General features: G+C 68.9%; 25 protein-coding genes. 15 read left to right on the top strand and 10 right to left on the bottom strand.

Annotation, left to right across the window (positions count from 1 at the left end; all coding sequences use genetic code 11):
* From sucB to IMZ11_RS38870, 7 genes are all read left to right on the top strand, one after another.
* Nucleotides 1-1,050: 2-oxoglutarate dehydrogenase, E2 component, dihydrolipoamide succinyltransferase (gene sucB / locus IMZ11_RS38900; RefSeq protein WP_228647950.1), on the top strand; the 1,050-nt coding region annotated here is incomplete at its 5' end.
* A gap of 171 nt (nucleotides 1,051-1,221) precedes the next feature.
* A complete protein-coding gene (locus IMZ11_RS38895; protein ID WP_228647948.1) occupies nucleotides 1,222-2,115 on the top strand; it encodes a TIGR01777 family oxidoreductase in 894 nt (297 codons plus the stop codon).
* A gap of 32 nt (nucleotides 2,116-2,147) precedes the next feature.
* The gene (locus tag IMZ11_RS38890) at nucleotides 2,148-2,897 is read left to right on the top strand and encodes a peptidase E (RefSeq protein WP_228647946.1); all 750 of its coding nucleotides are present in this window, start codon (nucleotides 2,148-2,150) and stop codon (nucleotides 2,895-2,897) included.
* Nucleotides 2,898-3,254: 357 nt separating this feature from the next.
* Nucleotides 3,255-3,908 carry a lipoyl(octanoyl) transferase LipB gene (gene lipB, locus IMZ11_RS38885; RefSeq protein WP_228647944.1) on the top strand — a complete coding sequence of 218 codons (654 nt, stop codon included), beginning with the start codon at nucleotides 3,255-3,257 and terminating at the stop codon, nucleotides 3,906-3,908.
* A gap of 35 nt (nucleotides 3,909-3,943) precedes the next feature.
* A complete protein-coding gene (gene lipA, locus IMZ11_RS38880) occupies nucleotides 3,944-4,873 on the top strand; it encodes a lipoyl synthase (protein WP_228647942.1) in 930 nt (309 codons plus the stop codon).
* Nucleotides 4,874-4,989: 116 nt separating this feature from the next.
* Nucleotides 4,990-5,661, top strand: a complete 672-nt coding sequence (locus tag IMZ11_RS38875) for a DUF4191 domain-containing protein (protein WP_061256431.1) — start codon at nucleotides 4,990-4,992, stop codon at nucleotides 5,659-5,661.
* A gap of 14 nt (nucleotides 5,662-5,675) precedes the next feature.
* Nucleotides 5,676-6,464, top strand: a complete 789-nt coding sequence (locus IMZ11_RS38870; RefSeq protein ID WP_228647940.1) for a class I SAM-dependent methyltransferase — start codon at nucleotides 5,676-5,678, stop codon at nucleotides 6,462-6,464.
* Here IMZ11_RS38870 and IMZ11_RS38865 read toward each other — a convergent pair.
* From IMZ11_RS38865 to IMZ11_RS38855, 3 genes are all read right to left on the bottom strand, one after another.
* On the bottom strand, nucleotides 6,445-7,389 hold the full coding sequence (locus tag IMZ11_RS38865; RefSeq protein WP_228647938.1) for a hypothetical protein: 945 nt from the start codon (nucleotides 7,387-7,389) through the stop codon (nucleotides 6,445-6,447). The genes IMZ11_RS38870 and IMZ11_RS38865 overlap by 20 nt on opposite strands.
* 123 nt (nucleotides 7,390-7,512) lie before the next feature.
* Nucleotides 7,513-8,265 (bottom strand): TetR family transcriptional regulator, encoded by a 753-nt coding sequence (locus tag IMZ11_RS38860; RefSeq protein WP_228647936.1) that lies wholly within the window; start codon nucleotides 8,263-8,265, stop codon nucleotides 7,513-7,515.
* Between the two features lie 71 nt (nucleotides 8,266-8,336).
* Nucleotides 8,337-8,798: an RDD family protein gene (locus IMZ11_RS38855; RefSeq protein WP_228647934.1), complete on the bottom strand. Its 462-nt coding sequence runs from the start codon at nucleotides 8,796-8,798 to the stop codon at nucleotides 8,337-8,339.
* A 101-nt stretch (nucleotides 8,799-8,899) separates the two neighbouring features.
* Here IMZ11_RS38855 and IMZ11_RS38850 point away from each other — a divergent pair, with 101 nt between their 5' ends.
* Nucleotides 8,900-9,307 (top strand): hypothetical protein, encoded by a 408-nt coding sequence (locus tag IMZ11_RS38850; RefSeq protein ID WP_228647932.1) that lies wholly within the window; start codon nucleotides 8,900-8,902, stop codon nucleotides 9,305-9,307.
* 495 nt (nucleotides 9,308-9,802) lie between these two features.
* Nucleotides 9,803-11,227: a type I glutamate--ammonia ligase gene (gene glnA, locus IMZ11_RS38845; RefSeq protein WP_308066898.1), complete on the top strand. Its 1,425-nt coding sequence runs from the start codon at nucleotides 9,803-9,805 to the stop codon at nucleotides 11,225-11,227.
* A 27-nt stretch (nucleotides 11,228-11,254) separates the two neighbouring features.
* Here the strand turns inward: glnA and IMZ11_RS38840 are convergent, their stop codons facing one another.
* Nucleotides 11,255-11,581: a tyrosine-type recombinase/integrase gene (locus IMZ11_RS38840; protein ID WP_228647928.1), complete on the bottom strand. Its 327-nt coding sequence runs from the start codon at nucleotides 11,579-11,581 to the stop codon at nucleotides 11,255-11,257.
* Nucleotides 11,582-11,940: 359 nt separating this feature from the next.
* Complete coding sequence (locus IMZ11_RS38835; RefSeq protein ID WP_228647926.1) at nucleotides 11,941-12,243, bottom strand: hypothetical protein; 303 nt, start codon at nucleotides 12,241-12,243, stop codon at nucleotides 11,941-11,943.
* A gap of 33 nt (nucleotides 12,244-12,276) precedes the next feature.
* On the opposite strand from IMZ11_RS38835, the gene IMZ11_RS38830 reads away from it, so the two are divergent.
* Both IMZ11_RS38830 and IMZ11_RS38825 read left to right on the top strand, forming a co-directional pair.
* A complete protein-coding gene (locus tag IMZ11_RS38830) occupies nucleotides 12,277-12,987 on the top strand; it encodes a hypothetical protein (protein WP_228647924.1) in 711 nt (236 codons plus the stop codon).
* 293 nt (nucleotides 12,988-13,280) lie between these two features.
* Complete coding sequence (locus IMZ11_RS38825; RefSeq protein WP_228647922.1) at nucleotides 13,281-13,502, top strand: hypothetical protein; 222 nt, start codon at nucleotides 13,281-13,283, stop codon at nucleotides 13,500-13,502.
* 15 nt (nucleotides 13,503-13,517) lie between these two features.
* Here IMZ11_RS38825 and IMZ11_RS38820 read toward each other — a convergent pair whose 3' ends face one another.
* A complete protein-coding gene (locus IMZ11_RS38820; protein WP_228647920.1) occupies nucleotides 13,518-13,742 on the bottom strand; it encodes a DUF2007 domain-containing protein in 225 nt (74 codons plus the stop codon).
* A gap of 47 nt (nucleotides 13,743-13,789) precedes the next feature.
* Between IMZ11_RS38820 and IMZ11_RS38815 the strand changes: the two genes are divergently transcribed.
* Nucleotides 13,790-14,509, top strand: coding sequence for a transglutaminase domain-containing protein (locus IMZ11_RS38815; RefSeq protein ID WP_228647918.1), 720 nt, complete (start codon nucleotides 13,790-13,792; stop codon nucleotides 14,507-14,509).
* 228 nt (nucleotides 14,510-14,737) lie between these two features.
* On the opposite strand, the gene IMZ11_RS38810 is transcribed toward IMZ11_RS38815, so the two are convergent.
* The 3 genes from IMZ11_RS38810 to IMZ11_RS38800 all read right to left on the bottom strand — a co-directional run bounded on the left by IMZ11_RS38810 (nucleotide 14,738) and on the right by IMZ11_RS38800 (nucleotide 16,745).
* Entirely contained in the window at nucleotides 14,738-15,286 is a 549-nt protein-coding gene (locus tag IMZ11_RS38810; protein ID WP_228647916.1) for a GNAT family N-acetyltransferase, read from the bottom strand.
* 129 nt (nucleotides 15,287-15,415) lie between these two features.
* Nucleotides 15,416-15,949 carry a hypothetical protein gene (locus IMZ11_RS38805; protein WP_228647915.1) on the bottom strand — a complete coding sequence of 178 codons (534 nt, stop codon included), beginning with the start codon at nucleotides 15,947-15,949 and terminating at the stop codon, nucleotides 15,416-15,418.
* Between the two features lie 70 nt (nucleotides 15,950-16,019).
* Entirely contained in the window at nucleotides 16,020-16,745 is a 726-nt protein-coding gene (locus IMZ11_RS38800) for a LuxR family transcriptional regulator (protein ID WP_228647913.1), read from the bottom strand.
* A 457-nt stretch (nucleotides 16,746-17,202) separates the two neighbouring features.
* Between IMZ11_RS38800 and IMZ11_RS38795 the strand changes: the two genes are divergently transcribed.
* A complete protein-coding gene (locus tag IMZ11_RS38795; protein ID WP_228647911.1) occupies nucleotides 17,203-17,799 on the top strand; it encodes a hypothetical protein in 597 nt (198 codons plus the stop codon).
* Nucleotides 17,800-17,868: 69 nt separating this feature from the next.
* On the top strand, nucleotides 17,869-18,351 hold the full coding sequence (locus tag IMZ11_RS38790; RefSeq protein WP_228647910.1) for a DUF1992 domain-containing protein: 483 nt from the start codon (nucleotides 17,869-17,871) through the stop codon (nucleotides 18,349-18,351).
* Between the two features lie 23 nt (nucleotides 18,352-18,374).
* Here IMZ11_RS38790 and IMZ11_RS38785 read toward each other — a convergent pair whose 3' ends face one another.
* Nucleotides 18,375-18,986 carry a TetR/AcrR family transcriptional regulator gene (locus IMZ11_RS38785; RefSeq protein ID WP_228647908.1) on the bottom strand — a complete coding sequence of 204 codons (612 nt, stop codon included), beginning with the start codon at nucleotides 18,984-18,986 and terminating at the stop codon, nucleotides 18,375-18,377.
* A gap of 105 nt (nucleotides 18,987-19,091) precedes the next feature.
* Here IMZ11_RS38785 and IMZ11_RS38780 point away from each other — a divergent pair.
* Nucleotides 19,092-20,620, top strand: a 1,529-nt coding sequence (locus IMZ11_RS38780; RefSeq protein ID WP_228647906.1) for an MFS transporter, incomplete at its 3' end; no start/stop codon positions are given.

Raw genomic sequence — 20,620 nt, 5'->3', positions numbered from 1 at the left:
ACCGGAGCGGGCGCGGCGCCCGCCCCGGTCGCCGCGCCCGCTCCGGTCGCCCCGGCCGCCGAGGTCGCCCCGGCCGGCGAGAGCCCGTACGTCACGCCGCTGGTCCGCAAGCTGGCCGCCGAGCACGGTGTCGACCTCGACGCCCTGACCGGCACCGGCGTGGGCGGCCGCATCCGCAAGCAGGACGTCGTCGAGGCGGCTCGCGTCCAGCGCGAGCAGGCCGCTGCCGCCGCCCCTGCCGCCGCTCCGGCGGCTCCGGCGGTCGTCGCCCCCGTGGCCGCGCCCGCTCCCACCGCGGCCCCCGAGCAGGTCCAGGTGGACACCACCCTGCGCGGCACCACCGAGAAGATGTCCCGCCTGCGGCAGACCATGTCCAAGCGACTGGTCGAGTCGCTGCAGACCGCGGCCCAGCTCACCACGGTGGTCGAGGTCGACGTCACGAAGATCGCGCGGCTGCGCGCGCGGGCGAAGGACGAGTTCTTCCGCCGCGAGGGCGTCAAGCTGTCGTTCATGCCGTTCTTCGAGATGGCGGCGATCGAGGCGCTCAAGCAGCACCCGAAGCTCAACGCGACGATCAACAACGAGACCATGGAGGTCACGTACTTCGACGTCGAGCACCTCGGCATCGCGGTCGACACCGAGCGCGGCCTGATCGCGGCGACGATCAAGAACGCCGGTGACCTCAACCTCGCCGGTCTCGCCCGCAAGACGGCCGACCTCGCCGAGCGGACCCGCGCGAACAAGGTCACGCCGGACGAGATCACCGGGGCCACGTTCACGCTGACGAACACCGGCAGCCGCGGCGCCCTGTTCGACACGCCGATCCTCAACCAGCCGCAGGTCGGCATGCTGGGCACCGGCTCGGTCGTCAAGCGTCCGGTCGTGCTCGACACGCCGGAGGGCGAGGTCATCGCGGTCCGCTCGATGGTCTACCTCGCGCTGACCTACGACCACCGCCTGGTCGACGGCGCCGACGCCGCCCGCTTCCTCACGACGGTCAAGCGCCGCCTGGAGGAGGGCCGCTTCGAGAACCAGCTCGGCCTCGCCTGAGCGGTTCCCGGCGCGGAGCCGTACCGATCGGCGCGGATCTGATGTGATCCGCTCCGGCCGGTGACGGATGTGCACTGAGCTGTACCGGAGCCGCACGGTTCCCGGGGGCCGTTCCGCGTGTCAGCGGGGCGGCCTCCGCCGTTTCCCGGCTCGCGACCTACCGTGGACGGCATGACCATCGTTGTGACCGGCTCGTCGGGGTTCCTCGGTTCGGCCCTCGTCAGCGCTCTCCGCGCCGACGGCGCCCGGGTCCTGCGGCTCGTACGACGGGAGCCCGAGGCGTCGGACGAGGAGTTCTGGGATCCGGAGCGCGACCTTCTCGACCCGTCCGTCCTGGAGGGCGCGGAGGCCGTGGTCCATCTGGCCGGCGCCGGGATCGCCGACCGCCGGTGGACGGAGTCGTACAAGCGGGAGCTGGTCGACAGCCGCATCGTGGGCACGCACACGCTCGTCGAAGCGCTGGGCCTGCTCAGGAGCAGGCCCAGGGTGCTGCTGTCCGCGTCGGCGATCGGCTACTACGGCGACACCGGTGACCGTGAGGTGGACGAGTCCGCCCCCGCGGGGACCGGCTTCCTGGCCACGCTGGTCCGCGACTGGGAGGAGGCGGCCGAGCCCGTCGAGCAGGAGGGCATCCGGCTTATACGGCTGCGCACCGGCGTCGTGCTGAGCAGCCGCGGAGGGGCGCTGGCCAAGGTCCTGCCCATCTTCAAGATCGGCGCGGGCGCCCCCCTGGGGAGCGGGCGGCAGTACGTCTCGTGGATCTCCCTGCCCGACTGGGTGGACGCCGTGAGATTTCTCATATCAAATGCGGATATTTCCGGGCCGGTCAACCTCACCGCGCCCGAGCCGGTGACCAACGCCGAGTACACCAAGGCCATCGGGAAGGCCCTGCGGCGGCCGACCATGCCCATCCCGACGCCCGCGTTCGCGCTGCGCATGGCCCTCGGCGATTTCGCGGACGAAGGGGTCCTGACCGGCCAGCGTGTCATCCCCCGCCGTCTGCTGCGGGCCGGTCACCGGTTCTCGCATCCCACCCTCACAGAGGCGCTCGCCGCCGTACTCTGATGAATCCTTGTTTCCCGATATTGGAGTGACCGATGAGCCGGATCGGGCAGTCTCACATCGTCGCCATCGGTGGCGGGTCGTTCCGGCAGACCGAGCGGCACGGGTTCATCGAGCCGACCGGACTGCTGCGCTACGTCCTCGACCTCACCGGCCAGGATCGGCCCAAGCTGGGGCTCCTCGCCACCGCCACCGGAGACGACGCCGACTGGCTGTTGAAGATGTACGGAGCGTTCCGCGAGTGGGACGTCGAGGTCAGCCACCTGACGGTGTTCCCGATGCCGAACGTCGCGGAGCCGGGCGAGTGGATCCTGGAGCAGGACGCCATCTACGTGAGCGGCGGCAGCGTGGCCAACCTCGCGGCGCTGTGGCGCCTGCACGGGCTGGACGAGGCGTTCGCCGAGGCCTGGCGGTCGGGTGTCGTCCTGTCCGGCCAGAGCGCCGGAGCCCTCTGCTGGCACGTCGGGGGCAACACGGATTCGTTCGGGCCGAAACTCCGGCCGTGGGCCGAGGGGCTGGGTTTCCTGCCCTACTCCTGCGGCGTGCACTACAACTCCGACGCGCAGCGCAGGGAACTGCTGCACGCCTCGGTGGCCTCGGGTGAGCTGCCCGACGGGTTCGCCGCGGACGAGGGCGTCGGTCTGCACTACGTGGGGACGGACTTCATCCAGGCCGTGACGGTCGACCCCGGCGGCTACGCGTACCGGATCGAGAAGGACGGTGCAGGCGGTGTCAAGGAGTTCCGTATCGAGCCGAGACTCCTCACGTCTAACCTGGACGGGTGAACGAGAGCGACCCCGAGCCGCTGGGCGAGGAGACGTCATGAGCGAGCGGAGCGAGCGAATCGACAAGCACAGTGCCCTTCGCGAACGTGACTCCCAGCCGCTGGGCGAGGAGACGTCATGAGCGAGCGGAGCGAGCGAATCGACAAGCACAGTGCCCTTCGCGAATGCGACTCCGAGCCTCTGGGCGAGGAGACGTCATGAGCGAGCGGAGCGAGCGAATCGACAAGCACAGTGCCCTTCGCGAATGCGACTCCGAGCCTCTGGGCGAGGAGACGTCATGAGCGAGCGGAGCGAGCGAATCGACAAGCACAGTGCCCTTCGCGAATGCGACTCCGAGCCCCTGGGCGAGGAGACGTCATGAGCGGGCTCGCGGTGGTGCGGCTGGGTGTCGACGTTCCGTACGAGCAGGCGTGGAGTCTCCAGCGCCGGGCGCACCGGCGCCGGGCGGCGGACGAGATCTCCGATCTGTGCCTCATGCTTGAGCACGCGCCCGTCTACACGGCGGGCAGCCGCACCCTTGCGCACGAACGGCCCGCCGACGGCACGCCCGTCATCGACGTGGACCGCGGCGGGAAGATCACCTGGCACGGTCCAGGGCAGCTCGTGTGCTATCCGATCCTCCGGGTCTCCGACATCGCGGGGTACGTCCGGCTCCTCGAAGAGGTGCTGATCCAGATCTGCGCCGACTTCGGCCTGGCCGCGCGGCGGGTCGAGGGCCAGGGCGGCGTGTGGATGCCCGGAGACGCCGCGAGCGGCCTGCCTGATCGCAGGCTCGCCGCGATCGGCATCCGGGTGGCCGGCGGTGTGACCATGCACGGCTTCGCCCTCAACTGCGTCAACGACCTGAGCTGGTACAACCGGATCGTGGAGGGTGACGCGGGCGTCACCTCCCTGTCCGCGGAGACGGGCCGCCGGATCACGGTCGACGAGGTCATCCCGTTCGCCGAGAAGCGCCTCGCGGAGGCCCTCGGCACCGAGCCGTACGACATGTACGAGGAGGACCTCGCCTGACGGCTCATCCTGGGGCGGGTAATAAGCTGGACAGCGTGTCCGTTGCCCCAGATGGCCGTAAGCTCCTCCGCCTGGAGGTGCGCAACAGCCAGACCCCGATCGAGAAGAAGCCGCCGTGGATCAAGACGCGGCTCCACAACGGCCCCAACTTCAACGAGATCAGATCCCTGGTGAAGGATCAGGGCCTCCATACGGTCTGCCAGGAAGCGGGATGTCCCAACATCTCCGAGTGCTGGGAGGACCGGGAGGCCACGTTCCTCATCGGCGGCGACCAGTGCACCCGGCGCTGCGACTTCTGCCAGATCGACACCGGCAAGCCCGCCGAGTACGACCGGGACGAGCCGCGCCGCGTGGCCGAGTCGGTCAAGCAGATGGGCCTGCGCTACGCCACCGTCACCGGTGTCGCCCGTGACGACCTGCCCGACGGCGGCGCCTGGCTGTACGCCGAGACCGCCCGCCAGATCCACGCGCTGCTTCCCGGCTGCGGCGTCGAGCTGCTGGTGCCCGACTTCAACGGCATCGACGAGCAGTTGGAGGAGGTCTTCTCGGCCAGGCCCGAGGTGTTCGCGCACAACATCGAGACCGTGCCGCGGATCTTCAAGCGGATCCGGCCCGCGTTCCGTTACGAGCGCTCCCTCGAAGTGATCACCAAGGCCCGCGCGGCCGGGATGGTCACCAAGTCCAACCTCATCCTCGGCATGGGCGAGGAGCGCGAGGAAGTCGTCCAGGCGCTGCGTGACCTGCACGAGGCGGGCTGCGACCTGATCACGATCACGCAGTACCTCCGGCCGAGCCCGCGCCACCACCCGGTCGACCGCTGGGTCAAGCCCGAGGAGTTCGTCGCGTTGCAGCGGGAGGCCGAGGAGATCGGCTTCGCCGGTGTCATGTCGGGCCCCCTGGTCCGCTCGTCCTACCGGGCAGGCCGCCTGTACCAGCAGGCGATCGCGGCGCGGCAGACCCTCTAGCCCCTGCCGGAAATCCGCTTCGAAACCATCCGGACCCGCCCACACGGCTCACGCGTGAGCCGTGTGGGCGGGTCTCGTTTTCATTAATTCACCCTGGGATTTGTATCCTGCAGAGCATGGCGAAAGACCCTGCGACTCCGGGACGGCTCAAGCAGATCCGGATGGTCGCCCAGTTCGTTAAACAGGCCAACCCCAAGGGCATGCCGATCGTCTACGGGTCGGCGCTGGGCACCCTCGCCGTCTTCGTCGTCCTCGGCGTCTTCTTCGGCTGGACGTGGTACGTCTTCGGCGTGCTCGCCGCCGTCCTGGTCGGCCTGATCGTGTTCAGCCGGCTGGCGCAGCGCGCGCAGTACACGATGCTCGACGGCCAGCCCGGCGCGACGTACGCGATCCTCCAGGGCATGCGCGGCAACTGGTACGTCGAGGAGAAGCCGGTGGCGGTCAACCGCGACCAGGACCTCGTGTTCCGGGTGGTCGGCTACCCCGGTGTGATCCTCGTCTCCGAGGGGCCGGGCAACCGCGTGCAGCGGATGCTGGTCGCGGAGAAGAAGCGGGTGCAGCGGGTCGCGCTCGACGTCCCGGTGTACGACGTCCAGTGCGGCGACGGCGACGGGCAGGTGCCCCTGGCCAAGCTCCAGCGTCACCTGATGAAGCTGCCGCGCAACCTCAAGAAGCCCGTCGTGTCCGAGATCAACAACCGGATGCGGGCGCTGACGCCGGCGATGCCGATGCCGAAGGGCCCCATGCCCAAGGGCGTACGCATGCCGCGTGGCCCCAAGGCCCGCTGAGCCCCGGATCCGACGTGGGTGTCACCAGGAAGTCCGTCACCCGCGCCGAGACCGCACAGGCCAATCGTGGCTGGTGGGACGGCGCGGCGGACGAATACCAGGCGGAGCACGGCGAGTTCCTTCGCGACGACGGGTTCATCTGGTGCCCGGAGGGACTGGACGAGGCCGACGCCCGGCTGCTGGGCGATGTGGCCGGTCACCGGGTGCTGGAGGTCGGCTGCGGCGCCGGGCAGTGCGGCCGGTGGCTGCTCTCCCAGGGCGCCTCTGTCGCGGCCTTCGACCTGTCCTATCGGCAGCTCCAGCACTCGCGCCGCATCGACGAGCAGACGGGGGCGTACCTGCCGGTCGTGCAGGCCGACGCGGAGATCCTGCCGTTCCTCGACGACTCCTTCGACCTGGCCTGCTCGGCGTTCGGGGCGTTGCCGTTCGTCGCGGACGCCGGGGCCGTGCTCGCCGAGGTGCGCCGCGTGCTGCGTCCGGGCGGGCGGTTCGTGTTCTCAGTCAGCCACCCGGTCCGGTGGGCGTTTCCCGACGATCCCGGCCCGCACGGGCTGACCGCGGACCGGTCCTACTTCGACCGCGCGCCGTACGTGGAGTTGTCCGACGGCGGGGTGCCGGCCTACGTGGAGCACCACCGGACGCTGGGCGACTGGGTGGGCCTCATCGCCGCGTCGGGGTTCGCCCTGACGGGTCTGGTCGAGCCGGAGTGGCCGGAGGGCCACGAGGGCGTGTGGGGCGGCTGGAGCCCCCTGCGCGGCCGGCACCTCCCCGGCACCGCGATCTTCAGTTGTCTGAATATCTAGCCGCCATGGCGTGGAAGATCTCCCTCGGCTTCCAGCGCACCTCGTCGATCATGCTGACGACACCGTACGAACCGGGGTCGCGGTCACCGCGCCGCTCGTATCCGGCGAAGGTGAACCAGAACGCGCTGTCCACGCCCTCCGCCTCGAAGGCGGCGAGCAGTTCCTCGAAGTAGCGCACCTGCTCGGACTCGTCCGGCACCAGGTCCTCCACCTGCTCGATCGCCCACGCCATGCCACCTCGCTCGCCCGCGCCCCGGTAGGGGCAGGTGCCGAACTCGGTGACCGCGACCGGCTTGCCGTGCCCGAAGTGGCCACGGATCTCCTCGCGGAAGTTCGCGGCGTTGTAGGCGGCGCGGTACGCGTCGACGCCGACGACGTCGAACGGCGTCCAGTCGACGAACTCCCAGGGCGCGGAGGCGTAGGTCAGCCGCCCGCCGAACCGCTCGCGGGCGACGCCCGCCGCCTCGGCCAGGAAGGTGTTCAGCCGCCCGAGCATCGGCCCGATCGACTCCCAGTCCTCGACGGTGAACGACGCCAGGGCGCCCAGCCGGTCGTAGAGTGTCTCCCCCGGCAGGAAGCCGGGCGCGAAGCCGCTGATCTCGCATCCCATGACGTAGACCACCTCGGCACCCGCCGTACGCACCCGTTCCGCCCTGGCGGCGCAGTCGGCGAAGAAGGGCAGCATCTCCTCGGTGGTGAGCTCGCAGGGGAAGGGCGCGAACCACACTTCGAGGCCCGCGGCGGCGGCGTGCTCGGCGGCCACGCTGAGCCGCTCCGGATCGCCGCCCGACACGCGTACGGCGGTGCAGTGCAGGTCGTCGGCGATCACGCGCATCTCGCGGCGTACCACCTCGGGATCGAAGTGGGGCCGGGAGGCGCTGCCGGGGAGGAACCCGGTGTCGTAGTTGATGCCCACAGCTCTCATGTCACGACTCCCATGTCGGGGGACGGGTCGGGAAGGTCACAGGTCGAAAAGATCGCGGGGTCGCCGATCACGGGGTCGGGGATCACGGGTCGGGGAGGTCGCGGCTCGTACCGGGTGGCACGGCTACGGGCCGAAACGGCGGGCCAGCCCGTTCTCGAGGAGGTCGAAGGCGAGGTCGACGTCGCCGGCCAGACGGCGTCCGGCCTCGTGGAGCGGCATCCCGGAGGCGACGCGGTGGAAGAACGTCTCCTGGATCGTCAGGACGGCCGCGCTGATCTGGGCGGCCGCCAGCTCCGCCGCCAACCCGGCGCTGTGCTCCGCCGCCAACCCGGCGCCGTCTCGCTCGGCGGCCTGTCCGGTGGGGTGCGTGGTGCCCGGACCCGCCGGGAGTTCGGCGGGCCGCTGGGCCGCCTGTGCTTCTGCCCGCTCAGTCGGCTCGCACGGGGCAGATGGCCCGTGGTCGCCGGACAGGGCTCGGGCGAGGGCGCGCCGCTGGCCGTACTGGAGCCGGTTGGCGGCGGCGGTGAGCGCGGGACTGTCCACGATCACCTTCATCTGGGCGACCAGCCCGTCCGTGTCGGCGATGCCCGGTTCTGCGGCGAACGCGAGGAAGTGCGCGCGCAGCGCCTCCAGGGGCGACTGGCCGGGGCGTCGGCCCGCCACGATCCCCGCCAGGTCCTCCTCCTCGATCGCGTGCAGGACGAGGGACTCCTTCGCCGGGAAGTACTTGAACAGGGTGACCTTCGCGACGCCGGCCGCATCGGCGATCTCGTTGACGGTGACCGCCTCGAACCCGCGCTCCGCGAAGAGGCGCATCGCCACGTCGGCGATCGCCTGCCGCGTCCGCCGCTTCTTGTCTTCCCTGAGTCCGGCCATACCGGCACAATAAATGAACCGGGTTCATATGCAAACCCGGTTCATCTTTTTCCGCGCTCAGCGCGCGGGCGTCAGAGGCGGACCACCACGGTGTTGGACGCCCGATCGTGCAGACCCCTGCGGTCGCGGTCCCAGATCAGCGCGGGTACGGCGAGGCACAGCAGGAACGTGCGGACCAGCACGGCGACGAAGGGCGGACGTCCGCCGTCGAGCGTGGCGACCCGGAGGCCGAACAGCCGCATGCCGAGCGTCATGCCGATGGTCCCGACGAGCAGGACGTTCTCCACCGCGAAGACCGCGAGGCCGACCCAGCCGCCATCCGGCCCGTGGGCGCCGAACACACCCCCGGCGATGGCCCAGGTGCACAACAGCCAGTCGACCAGGATCGCGCCGAAGCGCCGGCCCCAGCCGGTGACGGAACCGCGCCCATCGGCGGGCAGGCCGAGCCGCTCACCCGGATAGCCGAGGTCGATGCCGGCCGACCGGACTCCTCCCAGCCAGGTCTGCGTCCATCGGGGCTGCTGGTTGCTCATGACTCCACAGCGTATCCGCGCCCGTCACCGGTCTTCCGCTTGGAGGCCGCGACGACCATGATTAACCCTGTCTCCTGACTTTTCAGCCCTTGGAGTGATCTGTGCGCTCGGCGGACCCTGACGACATCGACGCGCGCTTCGAGGCGCTGGTCGCGCAGTTCGGCGAGGAGGAAATCCTCCGGATGGAGGCGATGGCGGCGCGGCTCCCCCGCTCGGGGCGGCGCCGTACGCCGGTGGTGATGCTGGCCATGCTCGGGGTGGTGGCCGTCGCCGGGGCGATCATCAGCCTCCGGCCGGATCTGCTCGGCGGCGACACGACTCCGACGGCGACACCGCGCCCCTTGACGCCCGCCATCATGCGCCCGGCGGGAGAGGCGACCGATCCATCGGTGACCGGCCCTCCCCCGGCCACCGATCCGTCGTCCGGCCCGGAATCGCGGGACACCCCCTCGTCGCCGTCGCCCGCCCTGTCTCCCGTGCCGTCCGCCATCACGTCGTCAGGACGCTGACCCGGTCCCGGCCGCCCGGGATCGAGAACCTCGACATCGATTTCACCCACCGGGCGCGATTCTCCCATCGGCCCCTTCCGCATCATCGCCTCGCCCCTCCGATGCCCGATTCGCAAAGATATTCACAGAGTGGGCAATATTTCCACAGGAAATGCGGCGGCAGTATGGCGGCACTTCCATGATGGATTCGATCCGGTCCCGCGCGGCCGTCGCGTACGGGCCGTCAGGACGGACGGCGAGCCCGCGCGATCCGGCGGGGCCCCGGTGATCGTACCGGCGCGCCGACCGCGAAACCCTTGGCCATGCGGGGTTGAAACGCCGACCTGCGGGACACGAGAACATCGTTCCACCTGCGCCGATGCGCCGTTATTCGTCCGGGCGCGGTTACTGTCGGAGGGCGCTTCCATTAACACGCGCGAAACAAACGAGACATGGGGCGGAAACGGCTCGGGCCTATTTTCGGGTTTGCTAGCCATGCCCCTGGGAGGTTCAAGAGTGTTTAACTCTGCCGACGACGTCCTGAAGTTCATCCGGGACGAGGGTGTGCAGTTCGTTGACGTCAGGTTCACGGACCTGCCGGGGACGACGCACCACTTCACTTTCCCGGTCGAGAACTTCGGCCCCAATGTTTTCACCGACGGGCTCATGTTCGACGGCTCGTCGATCCGCGGTTTCCAGGCCATCCACGAGTCGGACATGCTGCTGCTGCCCGACCCGTCGACCGCCGTGCTCGACCCGTTCCGCCTGCACAAGACGCTCAACATCAACTTCTTCGTGCACGACCCGCTGACGGGTGAGGCCTACAGCCGGGACCCGCGTAACGTCGCCCGCAAGGCCGAGGAGTACCTCAAGGGCACCGGCATCGCCGACACGGCCTACTTCGGCCCCGAGGCCGAGTTCTACATCTTCGACGACGTCCGGTTCGAGACGAAGTCGAACGCCGGTTACTACTACATCGACTCGATCGAGGGCGCCTGGAACACCGGCAAGGCGGCCGAGGGCGGCAACCTGGGCTACAAGCCGCGCTACAAGGGCGGCTACTTCCCCGTTCCGCCGATGGACCACTTCACCGACCTGCGCTCGCAGATGGTCCGCAACCTCATCGAGGCCGGCATCGAGACCGAGATGCAGCACCATGAGGTGGGCACCGCAGGCCAGGCCGAGATCGACTTCAAGTTCGGCACGCTGCTCAAGACCGCCGACAACCTGATGCTGTACAAGTACATCATCAAGAGCACGGCGCTCCAGCACGGTCACACCGTCACGTTCATGCCCAAGCCGCTCTTCGGTGACAACGGCTCCGGCATGCACTGCCACCAGTCGCTCTGGAAGGACGGCGAGCCGCTCTTCTACGACGAGGTCGGCTACGCGGGCCTGTCCGACATCGCCCGCTACTACATCGGCGGCCTGCTCAAGCACGCCCCGTCGCTGCTGGCCTTCACCAACCCGACGGTGAACTCCTACCACCGTCTGGTGCCGGGCTACGAGGCTCCGGTCAACCTGGTGTACTCCCAGCGCAACCGTTCCGCGTGCGTCCGCATCCCGATCACCGGCTCCAACCCCAAGGCCAAGCGCCTGGAGTTCCGCGTGCCGGACCCGTCCTGCAACCCGTACTTCGCCTTCGCGGCGCAGCTCATGGCCGGCATCGACGGCATCCGTAACAAGATCGAGCCGCCGGAGCCGATCGACAAGGACCTCTACGAGCTTCCGCCCGAGGAGGCCCGCCAGGTCCCGCAGGTGCCGGGGTCCCTGGAGGAGGTGCTCGACGCCCTCGAGGCCGACCACGACTACCTGCTCGAAGGCGGCGTCTTCACGCCCGACCTGATCCAGACCTGGATCGCGTACAAGCGGGAGAACGAGATCGACCCGATCCGTCTCCGCCCACACCCGCACGAGTTCGAGCTCTACTACGACTGCTGACGGGCTACCGCGCGGTGACCTGCATGTTCATCGCGCGGCTCCCGCCGGGTTCTGCCTCAGTTCCGTCCGGGCAACAAGAACCGCATCGATGGCGGCCCGAGTCGACTCGTCGGAGTCGGGCCACACGTGGCTGTAGGTGTCGAAGGTCGTCTTGGCGCTCGCATGCCGTAGGCGGGCCCGGACGACCTTGACGTCCGCACCCGAGGCGATCAGGAGCGACGCGAGGTAGTGCCGCAAGTCGGGGAATCGAAAGCCCGCAGGAAGGTCCAGCACCTTGCTGCGGGCTTTCCGCTTTGCACGCTCAAGCTTCCATTGGCCGACTTGTGCCGGAGCCTTCCTGCTCTCGGAGAGCATGAGGCCGCAGCCGAAGGGTTCCGTACCGCTATCGCTGCCCTACCGCCCGGGTGCCCACCGTGACCGGCAAGCCCAGCAGCCCGCTGCCGCTCCGCGGCTGGGTCGACGGCGGACGGGATGGATAGGCGCCGACGCTGGGTACCGGCGGCTGAACGAGTCACAGTGGCTTCGCCGCACACCAGCCGGCGTCCGTACTTCGGGGAACACCCTGGAGAGCTGGAGTGACGGGCTTGCCGCATCAGGACGGAATGTCCGGACGCGGCAAGCCGAACCGCCTCAGCCGACACTTCACCCTCGTGGGAGTGGTGCTGCCTAACTGGATTCATCAGTTGCGGCGCGTCACAATGTGCCACGCATCGCTAGCACCTGTTCAGAAGATGGGCTATCGCCAGGATCCGGGGTTCTGTCCCCTCCTCGTAGGGCGCGATGGCAGGAGTCGCCTGCCGCGCTTGCGGTCGGCTCTGACGGCTCACCAGGTTGTTGGGAGGGCTGAGATCGACGAAGCCCACGCCGTCATGCACGCAGTTGCCGGGCCAGGCCGGGTTCGACCCGGTGCCCGGGGTCGGATTGACCGTGCATACAGCCTGCGCAACCTTACCGGCACTGCTCAGCACGGTGACGTGCAGGTCGTTTCCCATCACAGCCAGGGAGACGCCGACCACGTTTCCGGGATATCCCGGAACAGAGGAGATGTTGTGCCACGTCGGAGTCGTGCGCGGGTCTCTGATCAAGGTTGTTCCGTCACCCGGGGCGAGGCCGATGAACTTGCGGTCGCCCTGGAAGGCGGTGTCGATGCTAACCCCAGGTCCCGGTGGGCCCTGCTCGCCCTGCTCGCCCTGCTCGCCCTGAGGACCCCGCTCGCCCTGCTGGCCCTGCTCGCCCTGCTGGCCCTGCTGGCCCTGCTGGCCCTGCTCGCCCTGCTCGCCCTGCTCGCCCTGCTGGCCCTGCTGGCCCTGCTCTCCCTGAGGACCCCGCTCGCCCTGCTGGCCCTGCTGGCCCTGCTCTCCCTGAGGACCCCGCTCGCCCTGCTCGCCCTGCTCGCCCTGAGGACCTCGCGCCCCGCGAAGTACGTGCACGTCAACGTTGTTGCGGACAGCCTGATTCTGGCGCTCGTGCTGGTGCTGCCTGTTCCGCTGGTGCTCTCTGTTCCTGTTCCTGTTGTGGTTCCTGTTCCGGTTCCGCCCCGGACCGGGGAAGGAGTGACCGACCTGTTGACCCACGGCCGAGAGGCCAGGGAAGCCTTCTGCGTATGCGCTGGCGGAAACCGCGGTGGCGGCATTCAGGGCGATGGCGCCGCCCGTCAGCATGACGCTGACCGCGAGCAGCTTGCCAGGGGTCTTGGACTTGAACAATTTCGTTCCCTCGAATTATCGCATCGCCGAAACCGACATCCTCTGAACCATTAAGAATGTCTGATTTGCTCGGGACCTGGGATTACCCGTGCGCCCACTAACTTTCCTGCCGCCTGCGACGCAAACGATAGTCGCCCACCCTTGCCATTCCGCTTAGCATTTATTGGAAGGCGCTGGAGATATTTAGCCCGCTTATCTTGGATGCCACTTATGCCCTGCTTTAGTGCCATCAAATAGGGCTGATATTACTTTTCACTGAAAAGATCTGATCGGCTAGATGGGTGCGCCAGACGGCTTGACGAGGCGATCTCAGCGACTTTCGCGCGATCTTCCGATACGCAAAATGCGTGAGTGAAAGCGCGGCGCCGGCAGGGGCTCCGGTCCTCCACATCTCCCCCGGTGAGACGCTGATCAGCTGCTTCCGCCACGTGACCACTGTGGGCCAGGTACTCAGGCCGGACCAGGGTGTACGTCCGAAGCGTGAAGCCGGGGTCATGGTGCCCCAGGAACTCGGCAAGGCTCCGGACAGCAACCCCAGGACGCGACCGCGCCGGACGGGCGTCCGGTGAGGAAGGCCCGATCGCTTAGAGTCGCATACCCTTCGGCGGAATTCCGGCGTCCACCAGAAGCCGGCGCGCTTCCTCTTCCCGGGAATCGTCGACGAGCACCCTCCGAGGGAAGGCACCGATGCTGCCTTCAAGAATGCTCATGTTCTGATCCGCGATCTGATAGGGGATCTCGGCTTCCAGCAGCAACGCTTCGACAGCCGAAATCAGCGCCGGATCGTTGGCACGGACCACCTCGCGCACGTTCCCTCCCCTGTTGACATGGCAATAGAGGCCGATACATTCATAGTATGAAGTCAGTGTTCTCGGCGTCATGGTGCCGTCGTGCCGCTGTTTCCCGTCGGGCAACGGTCGAGGGGAGCCTCGCGGCCACGCCCATTCTCGATTGGAAGCATCCACGGGTACTGGGGTTGGTGGATGAAGTCCAGGACAGGAGCGCCAGGACGGACCGGGATCTTCTGGTCACGGCCCATCGGCTCATCGCCACAAGGGTGCGTCCTGTGTACGCCATGAACGAGAAGCAGCCGGCCTCCAGGACTCTCCTCCTGGAGCGCGGATCGTGCAGCCAGCGGATGGCGCTTCTGGAAGCGGTGGCACGGGCCTGTGGGATCGCCGACCGGGTCAGAGGGTTGCTGGTGGACGGACGTTTCTGGTACCAGCGGTTTCCCCGGCTGCGGGCGTTGATCCCTCACCAGGTGATACTTGCCTGGCCGGAGTTCCTGCTCGACGGCCAGTGGGTGAGCGTCTCGGAGCTGTACGGTGACCTGGACACGTTGCAGAAGGGCGGCGGATTCGCCAACGCCGGCGGTGAGACGCTCTTCGACGCGGTTGCCCGCACCGCCGTGGACTGGGACGGCCTCACCTGCTCTTCATGCGATCTGTCTGGCTATGTGCTGGCTGATCTGGGTTACTTCAATTCCCGTGATGAGCTGTTCAGCACGCATGGCCAAACGTTGTGTCTGCCGGTTCGCGTCACCGCGGACGTCATTATGAGTCGTCGGGCGGCTTGAGTTTCTGTCCGCCGCATCCAGGTTTTCACGAGACGCACGGCCCGGGGCGGGGGCACTTTCGGGGCACCCGGCTCCGGAAAACGCTGACAAGCGATGACAACCACCAGAAGCGTTATTGCAGGTCACTTGAGACGTGGGGCGATTCTGCACAGGTAGGAAGCGTGCGGAAATTGAACCCGGCCCACAGGCCGACTCGAGGTCAGGCCTGACCCTACGTCGCCGACGCCATCAGGCGTCGAGGTCGCGGAGCCCGACGGCGTCGTGACGCCAGAACGGCTCGGAGTAGACCAGCGTCCCCGTCATCCACGGCTCGTACGCCGGAAGCCTGATCACCTGAAAGGCGGGGTCGGGGATGCGCAGGGACGGCTTGCGGAAGCCCATCTCGGCCCCCGGGGTGAACCCGAGGCGGGAGTAGTAGCCGGGGTCGCCTTCCAGGAAGACGAGGGGGCTCTCCCCTTCGGTTAGAGTCGCGAGCCCGGCGCGGACCAGGGCCGAGCCGATGCCCTGCCGCTGACGCTCGGGCAGCACGCCCAGCGGGCTGAGCACCCGCACATCGACCAGCCGCCGCGGAGCATCGAGCAGGCTGCGGGTGAACATGACGTGCCCGACGACCTGACCGGCGTCCTCGGCCACGAGAGCGAACCCCCCGCCGGAGCGGATCCCGTCGCGCAGGCTGTCGACCAGCTCGGCCACGAGTCCGCCCTGATCGCCGAACGCTCGCAGATGGACATGACGCACCGCGCCCGCATCGCCCGGCCGCTCTTCTCGAAGCTCCACCCCCGCAGGCTAAGCGGTCTGTCCCGCCGCCGACATCTGTTTTTCACCCGCCTGCCCCGCGGCCCGCATCGACGGCGAGGCACAGCGCGAGACCCGGCACCACGGCGGCGGCAACGAGGGCGGTGCCGCCTAGGCCGGCCGCGCTGCCATCGTGCGCCAGCCGAAGGTGATGCTGCCGATCAGGAGCGCCACCCCCGGCAGCACGCCGCCGACGAACGGCACCCAGGCGACGGCGGCCGTCGATGCCAGGACGAGTCCTGTGGCGCCGAGCAGGGTGAGCGCCACACCGGGTACGGCGATGCCCCAGTCCTTCCAGATCGGCGCCAGCGCGATGAAGTGCACACCGACCACGAACGCCACCCAGGCCACGTTCGCCTGCTCAGGGCGTCCCAAGGCGGCCAGCACGCGGATCCCCCCGAAGATCAGGATCGCCTCCGCGGCGACGACGATCAGGTAACCCCGCCCGAACATGTTCCGCCGCCCCTCGGCTGACCGCACCCTCCGGGCGGTGAGAAACCACATGGTGAGAACACTCGCGGCCCCCAGGCAGGCGGACACCCGTAGAAGAGTCACCGCCACGGCGCTCAGCGGGCTCTGTGCGTTGACGAGGACGAAAACCGCGCCGAAGACGGCGCCGACCAGCAATCCGGTTATTCGCTGCATGGCGTTCATTGAAATCGGCGCGGGATCGCCTCCGCATGGGGGCCAGGGCGAGGACGAGGTAGGCCTGGCACTACCTCGCCGCGCCGCGCAGATAGGCGAGCACCGCCAGCACCCGCCGGTTGTCGTCCTCCGTGGCGGGTAGCTCCAGCTTGGCGAACACGCCGGCCACGTGCTTGCCGACGGCCGCCTCGGTGATCGACAGGGCGCGGGCGACGGCGCTGTTGGAACGTCCTTCGGCGATCAGCGCGAGCACCTCGCGCTCGCGCGGCGTCAGTCGCTGAGCGGGCTCGGTGACCTCCCTGGCCCTGGTCCAGGTCTGCTCGAACAGGTCGACGAGGGTGGCGATCAGGCTCTGCTGCCTGATCACCAAGGCACCCGGAGCGTAGGCGACGGGGGTGATCCGGACGAACGCCACCGCGCGATCGAAGACGAGCAGCTGCTGAATCGGCTCGTCGACGACACGGTGCAGGTCGCCGGCGGCGTGCAGTTCCCTGATCCTCGCGGCCTTGCGGGGGTCATCCAGCACGCTCGCGTGGACGATCGTGCGCATCGCCACGCCGCGCCGCAGAGCGTCAAGCACGTCGCGCCTGCTCTTCTGCTCGTGGCGATCCTTCTCCGGCGAGCCCACCGGGTGCATGGCGCGCAGCTCACCGGCCGAGCGGGCGGCCTGCGCGATCTGCTGCCGAACGAGTTCGCTGTCGTCCAGCCGCTCGACGTCGACGGGGATGCCGCGTAGTTCGCCCACCACCTCCTCCAGCCGATGAGCCAGCTGGGCCAGCGACACGCTCTCGTCCACACGCCTCCTTCGCCGACCGTGCCGGTTTCCTCCCCGGGAAAGACCACCGGATAGGTTACGCGCCACCGGGCCACTGGGTCAGGGCCGGCTTCGACGGCACAGGACGTCCGCTGTCCCATGGCGCCGCCCACCACCGTCGACAGGGCTTCCGTCCGCGGGCGGCAACGTCAGCCGATTCCAAAATGTCCTGCCGACCATGGCGTTGAGACGACCCAGAGGTGGCAAAGGCGCGCTTATCCGCGCCCAGGGCGGCAAGCTCGTGATGCGACGGCCGCTCAGCCCCACCCGCGATACCCGACGACCAATCCAGGGGCGGCGTCACACGACTTCCGGGAGCGCATGAACTCGACGAACGAAGGGTGATGGGCACACCGCCCCGCGATGGTCCGGCATCCGGGACACCCCTGGGCGCGGACCTATGCGTGACGAAATCCACCACGATCCATAGGGGGACGAAGTGGGTGAACGGAGCATTCGACGCATTACCGCACACGCGGCGCCGGCTCTGCTGGCGGGAACGCTGCTCGTCGGCTGCGGCGGCGACAAGACCACCATCCCGGCGCCCGAAGGAGCGGCCGCCACAGTCGCGCAGGTGATCGCCGCGCCGTCCCCGACCACCGGGCCCGAGTACAACGCCCCATGCCCGACGGCGGGCAACACCATGCGGTTCGCCAAGACCCGCTTCGCGCTGCACGCGGGTCTCGCGCTGGGCGCCTTCCATCGCTATGTCTACAAGCCCCTGCGCGGCGGCGGCTTCGAGGCCGGGGCGGAGAAGCGGAAGCGCGCTTTCGTGAAGGCCGCGGTGGCAGGTGCCTTCGCCCTGCACCAGCTGAAGGTCGCCAAGGGCTTCGCCGTGGGTAATCCGACGCTGTGCAAAGCCGTCGAGGCCGCCAGCGACCGGTTCACCAGCCTCGCCGACAAGCTGAAGGGCGGCACCGCCACGAATGCCGATGTCGAGGCCGGCAAGGCGTCGATGGACGGCCTGCAGCGTGACGCCACGAACACCGGCTACCCGTTCAAGGAGCAGAACGTCACCATCCCCGGCGCCGCCTGACCGGTCCCGGGCGCGCGTACCGGCGCGCGGTTAGGCTGCATATGTCGGCGAGCGACGGGAGGCGATTCTGTGACGGAGCGCAAACCACCCGGGGTCAGCTTCGAGAGCTGGATCGACCGGCAGATACGCGAGGGCACCGAGCGCGGCCTGTTCGACAACCTGCCCGGCACGGGGAAGCCCCTCCCCGACCAGGGCAAGCCGTACGACGAGATGTGGTGGATCAAGCAGAAGCTGCGCGAGGAGAACCTGACGCTTCCTCTGCCCGGCACGCTCGCCCTGCGTAAGGAGGCCGAGGAGGCCCGCGCCGCAGCGGCGGGAGCGAGGTCGGAAGCCGAGGTACGGAAGATCATCGCGGACATCAACGAGAAGATCGTCGAGGGGACCCGGAAGGCGATGTCGGGTCCGCCGCTGAATCTGGCGCCCCTCGACGTCGACGAGGTCGTACGCGACTGGAGGGAGCGGCAGCCGGCCCGGACGCCGCCCGTCGCCGCTCCCCCGGAGCGACGGCCCAAGGAACGCTCCCTGTTCGGGTGGCTACGCGGAAACAGGTGACGCCGGGCCCGGCGCCATCGTGATCAACTGACGTACGCACCGGCGCGGGCGGCGGCGACGGCGGCGTCGGCCGCACGGTCGGCGACCGCCTCGTCCAGGGGATCGCCGCTGGCCAACAGCCGGTAGTACAGCGGCGCCGAGACCGCGCGGATCACCTCCCCGGCGTCCGTCCCCGGAGGAAGCTCTCCGCGTTGTACGGCCTGCTCGACGCAGGGCGCCCATTCCGCGACGCGGATCGCGTAGAAGCGGTGCAACGCCTCGGCCGCACGCTCGTCACAGATGGCGGCCGCGATCACTGCGGCGAAGAGCCGCCCCTGGCGCGGGTCGGTCAGCGTGCGCCGCACCAGATGGGCGTTGGCCCGCAGGTCGCCGAGCAACGACCCGGTCTCGGTACGAGGCAGCGACTGCTCGGCCATGTCCGTCAGCAGGTCGGCCACCAACCCGGTGGAGGTGCCCCAGCGACGGTAGACCGTCGTCTTGCCCACGTCGGCGCGCTGCGCGACCTCGGCCAGATCCAGGGCGGCGAAGCCCTTCTCTGCCAGAACGTCACCGGCCGCCTGGAGGACCGCCGCCCGCACCCGAGCCGTACGTCCACCTGGTCTTACCGTGCCCGGCTCGATGCCCTCGGGATCCATAACGGGTCTCCAGTTCCATTAATGCCACATTGCCTGTTAGGGTCGGTCCCATCTTAACGGAACTACAGAACCATTAGCCGGTTCTGGGATGTGAAGGGACCCTTCATGTCAGTACTCGACTCGAGTTCACCGGCCGACGGCCTCCGGGCGGCGGCCGAACCCGTACCTGCGCCGACGCCGACGCCGCGCCCGGAGCCCGGGAGCTCGTACCGACCCGACACGGTGACCACGCCGCGCCCGGCGCGGGCGATACGCATGAACGGGCGGGAGAAGCTCGTGCTGACCCTGCTGCTCGGGGCCCAATTCATGATCGCGGTGGACTTCTCCATCCTGAACGTGGCGCTTCCCGCCGTCGGCGCGGGCCTGAACTTCTCCCTGGGCTCGCTGCAGTGGATAGCCACGGCCTTCGCCCTGCCGGCCGCGGGCCTCACCCTCCTCTCAGGCCGGATCGCCGACCTTTTCGGGCGCAAGCGTCTCTTCCTCGGAGGCATGGCCCTGCTCGGTCTGTCGTCCGCCCTCGGAGGCTTCGCCACCTCGTCCGGGGTTCTGCTCGCCGCCCGGGTCCTGCAGGGGGTCGCGACCGCGATGGTGACCCCGGCCGGCCTGTCCCTCCTGACCACGGCGTTCAGGGAGGGACCGCTGAGGGAGAAGGCGCTCGGACTCAACGGCGCGCTGATGTCGGCGGGGTTCACCGCGGGTGCCGTTCTCGGAGGCCTGCTGACGGATTTGCTGTCCTGGCGTTGGGCGTTCCTCATCAACGTGCCCGTCGTCGTCCTGGTGCTGGTCCTGACCCCCTCTCTCGTCACGGACTCCGGCCCCTCCGAGCACCCCAAGCTGGACGTCCCCGGAGCGCTCACCGTCACCGGCGGCCTGCTCGCCCTCGTCTACGGCCTCACCCAGGCCGGCGAGTCCGGCTGGGGCGCGGCCACCCCCCTCGTGGCGCTGGCCGCCGGCGCCGTACTGCTGGCCGGATTCTGGTTCGTCGAGAGGAACACCGCCGCGCCGCTCGTGCCCGTACGCATCATGAAGCGGCGCACCGTGATCTGGGGCAATGCCGCAGGGCTGGTCGCCTTCGCGACCGAGACCTCGCTGGTCTTCCTGCTCACCCTCTACCTGCAGAAGGTCCTCGGATACTCCCCGATGGCCACCGGCCTCGCCTTCGGCGTCCTCGGCATCGGCACCGTGGTCGGCGGCACGCTCGGCGGAAGAGCCGTCGGCCGCTTCGGCAGCCGCGCCACCATCGTGGCAGGTGGGGTCGTCCAGGCCGCCGCCACCCTCTCGCTGGTCATGCTGGGCACCTCCGGGACCTGGATCTGGCTTCTGCTCGTGGCCACATTCGTCGGCGGCGTCGGCAACATGCTCGCCATCGTCGGCTTCATGGTCACCGCGACGTCCGGGGTACCGGACGAGGAGCAGGGCCTGGCCACCGGCCTGGCCACGATGACCCAGCAGGTCGGCATCACCATGGGCATTCCGATCATGAGTGCGCTCGCCACGGCCAGGATGGCCGGTCTGGGCGCCTCCGGTCCCGGCGTGGTCCTGTCCGGCGTCGGCTTCGCCATCCTGATCAACTCCGCGGTCGTCCTGGCCGGAACGCTGCTCGCCGGAACCCTCCTCCCCACCCGCCGCACCCC

It is taken from the genome of Microtetraspora sp. AC03309 (assembly GCF_020826795.1).
GTDB classification, from domain to species: domain Bacteria; phylum Actinomycetota; class Actinomycetes; order Streptosporangiales; family Streptosporangiaceae; genus Microtetraspora; species Microtetraspora glauca.
This window is presented reverse-complemented; position numbering and strand designations above follow the sequence as displayed.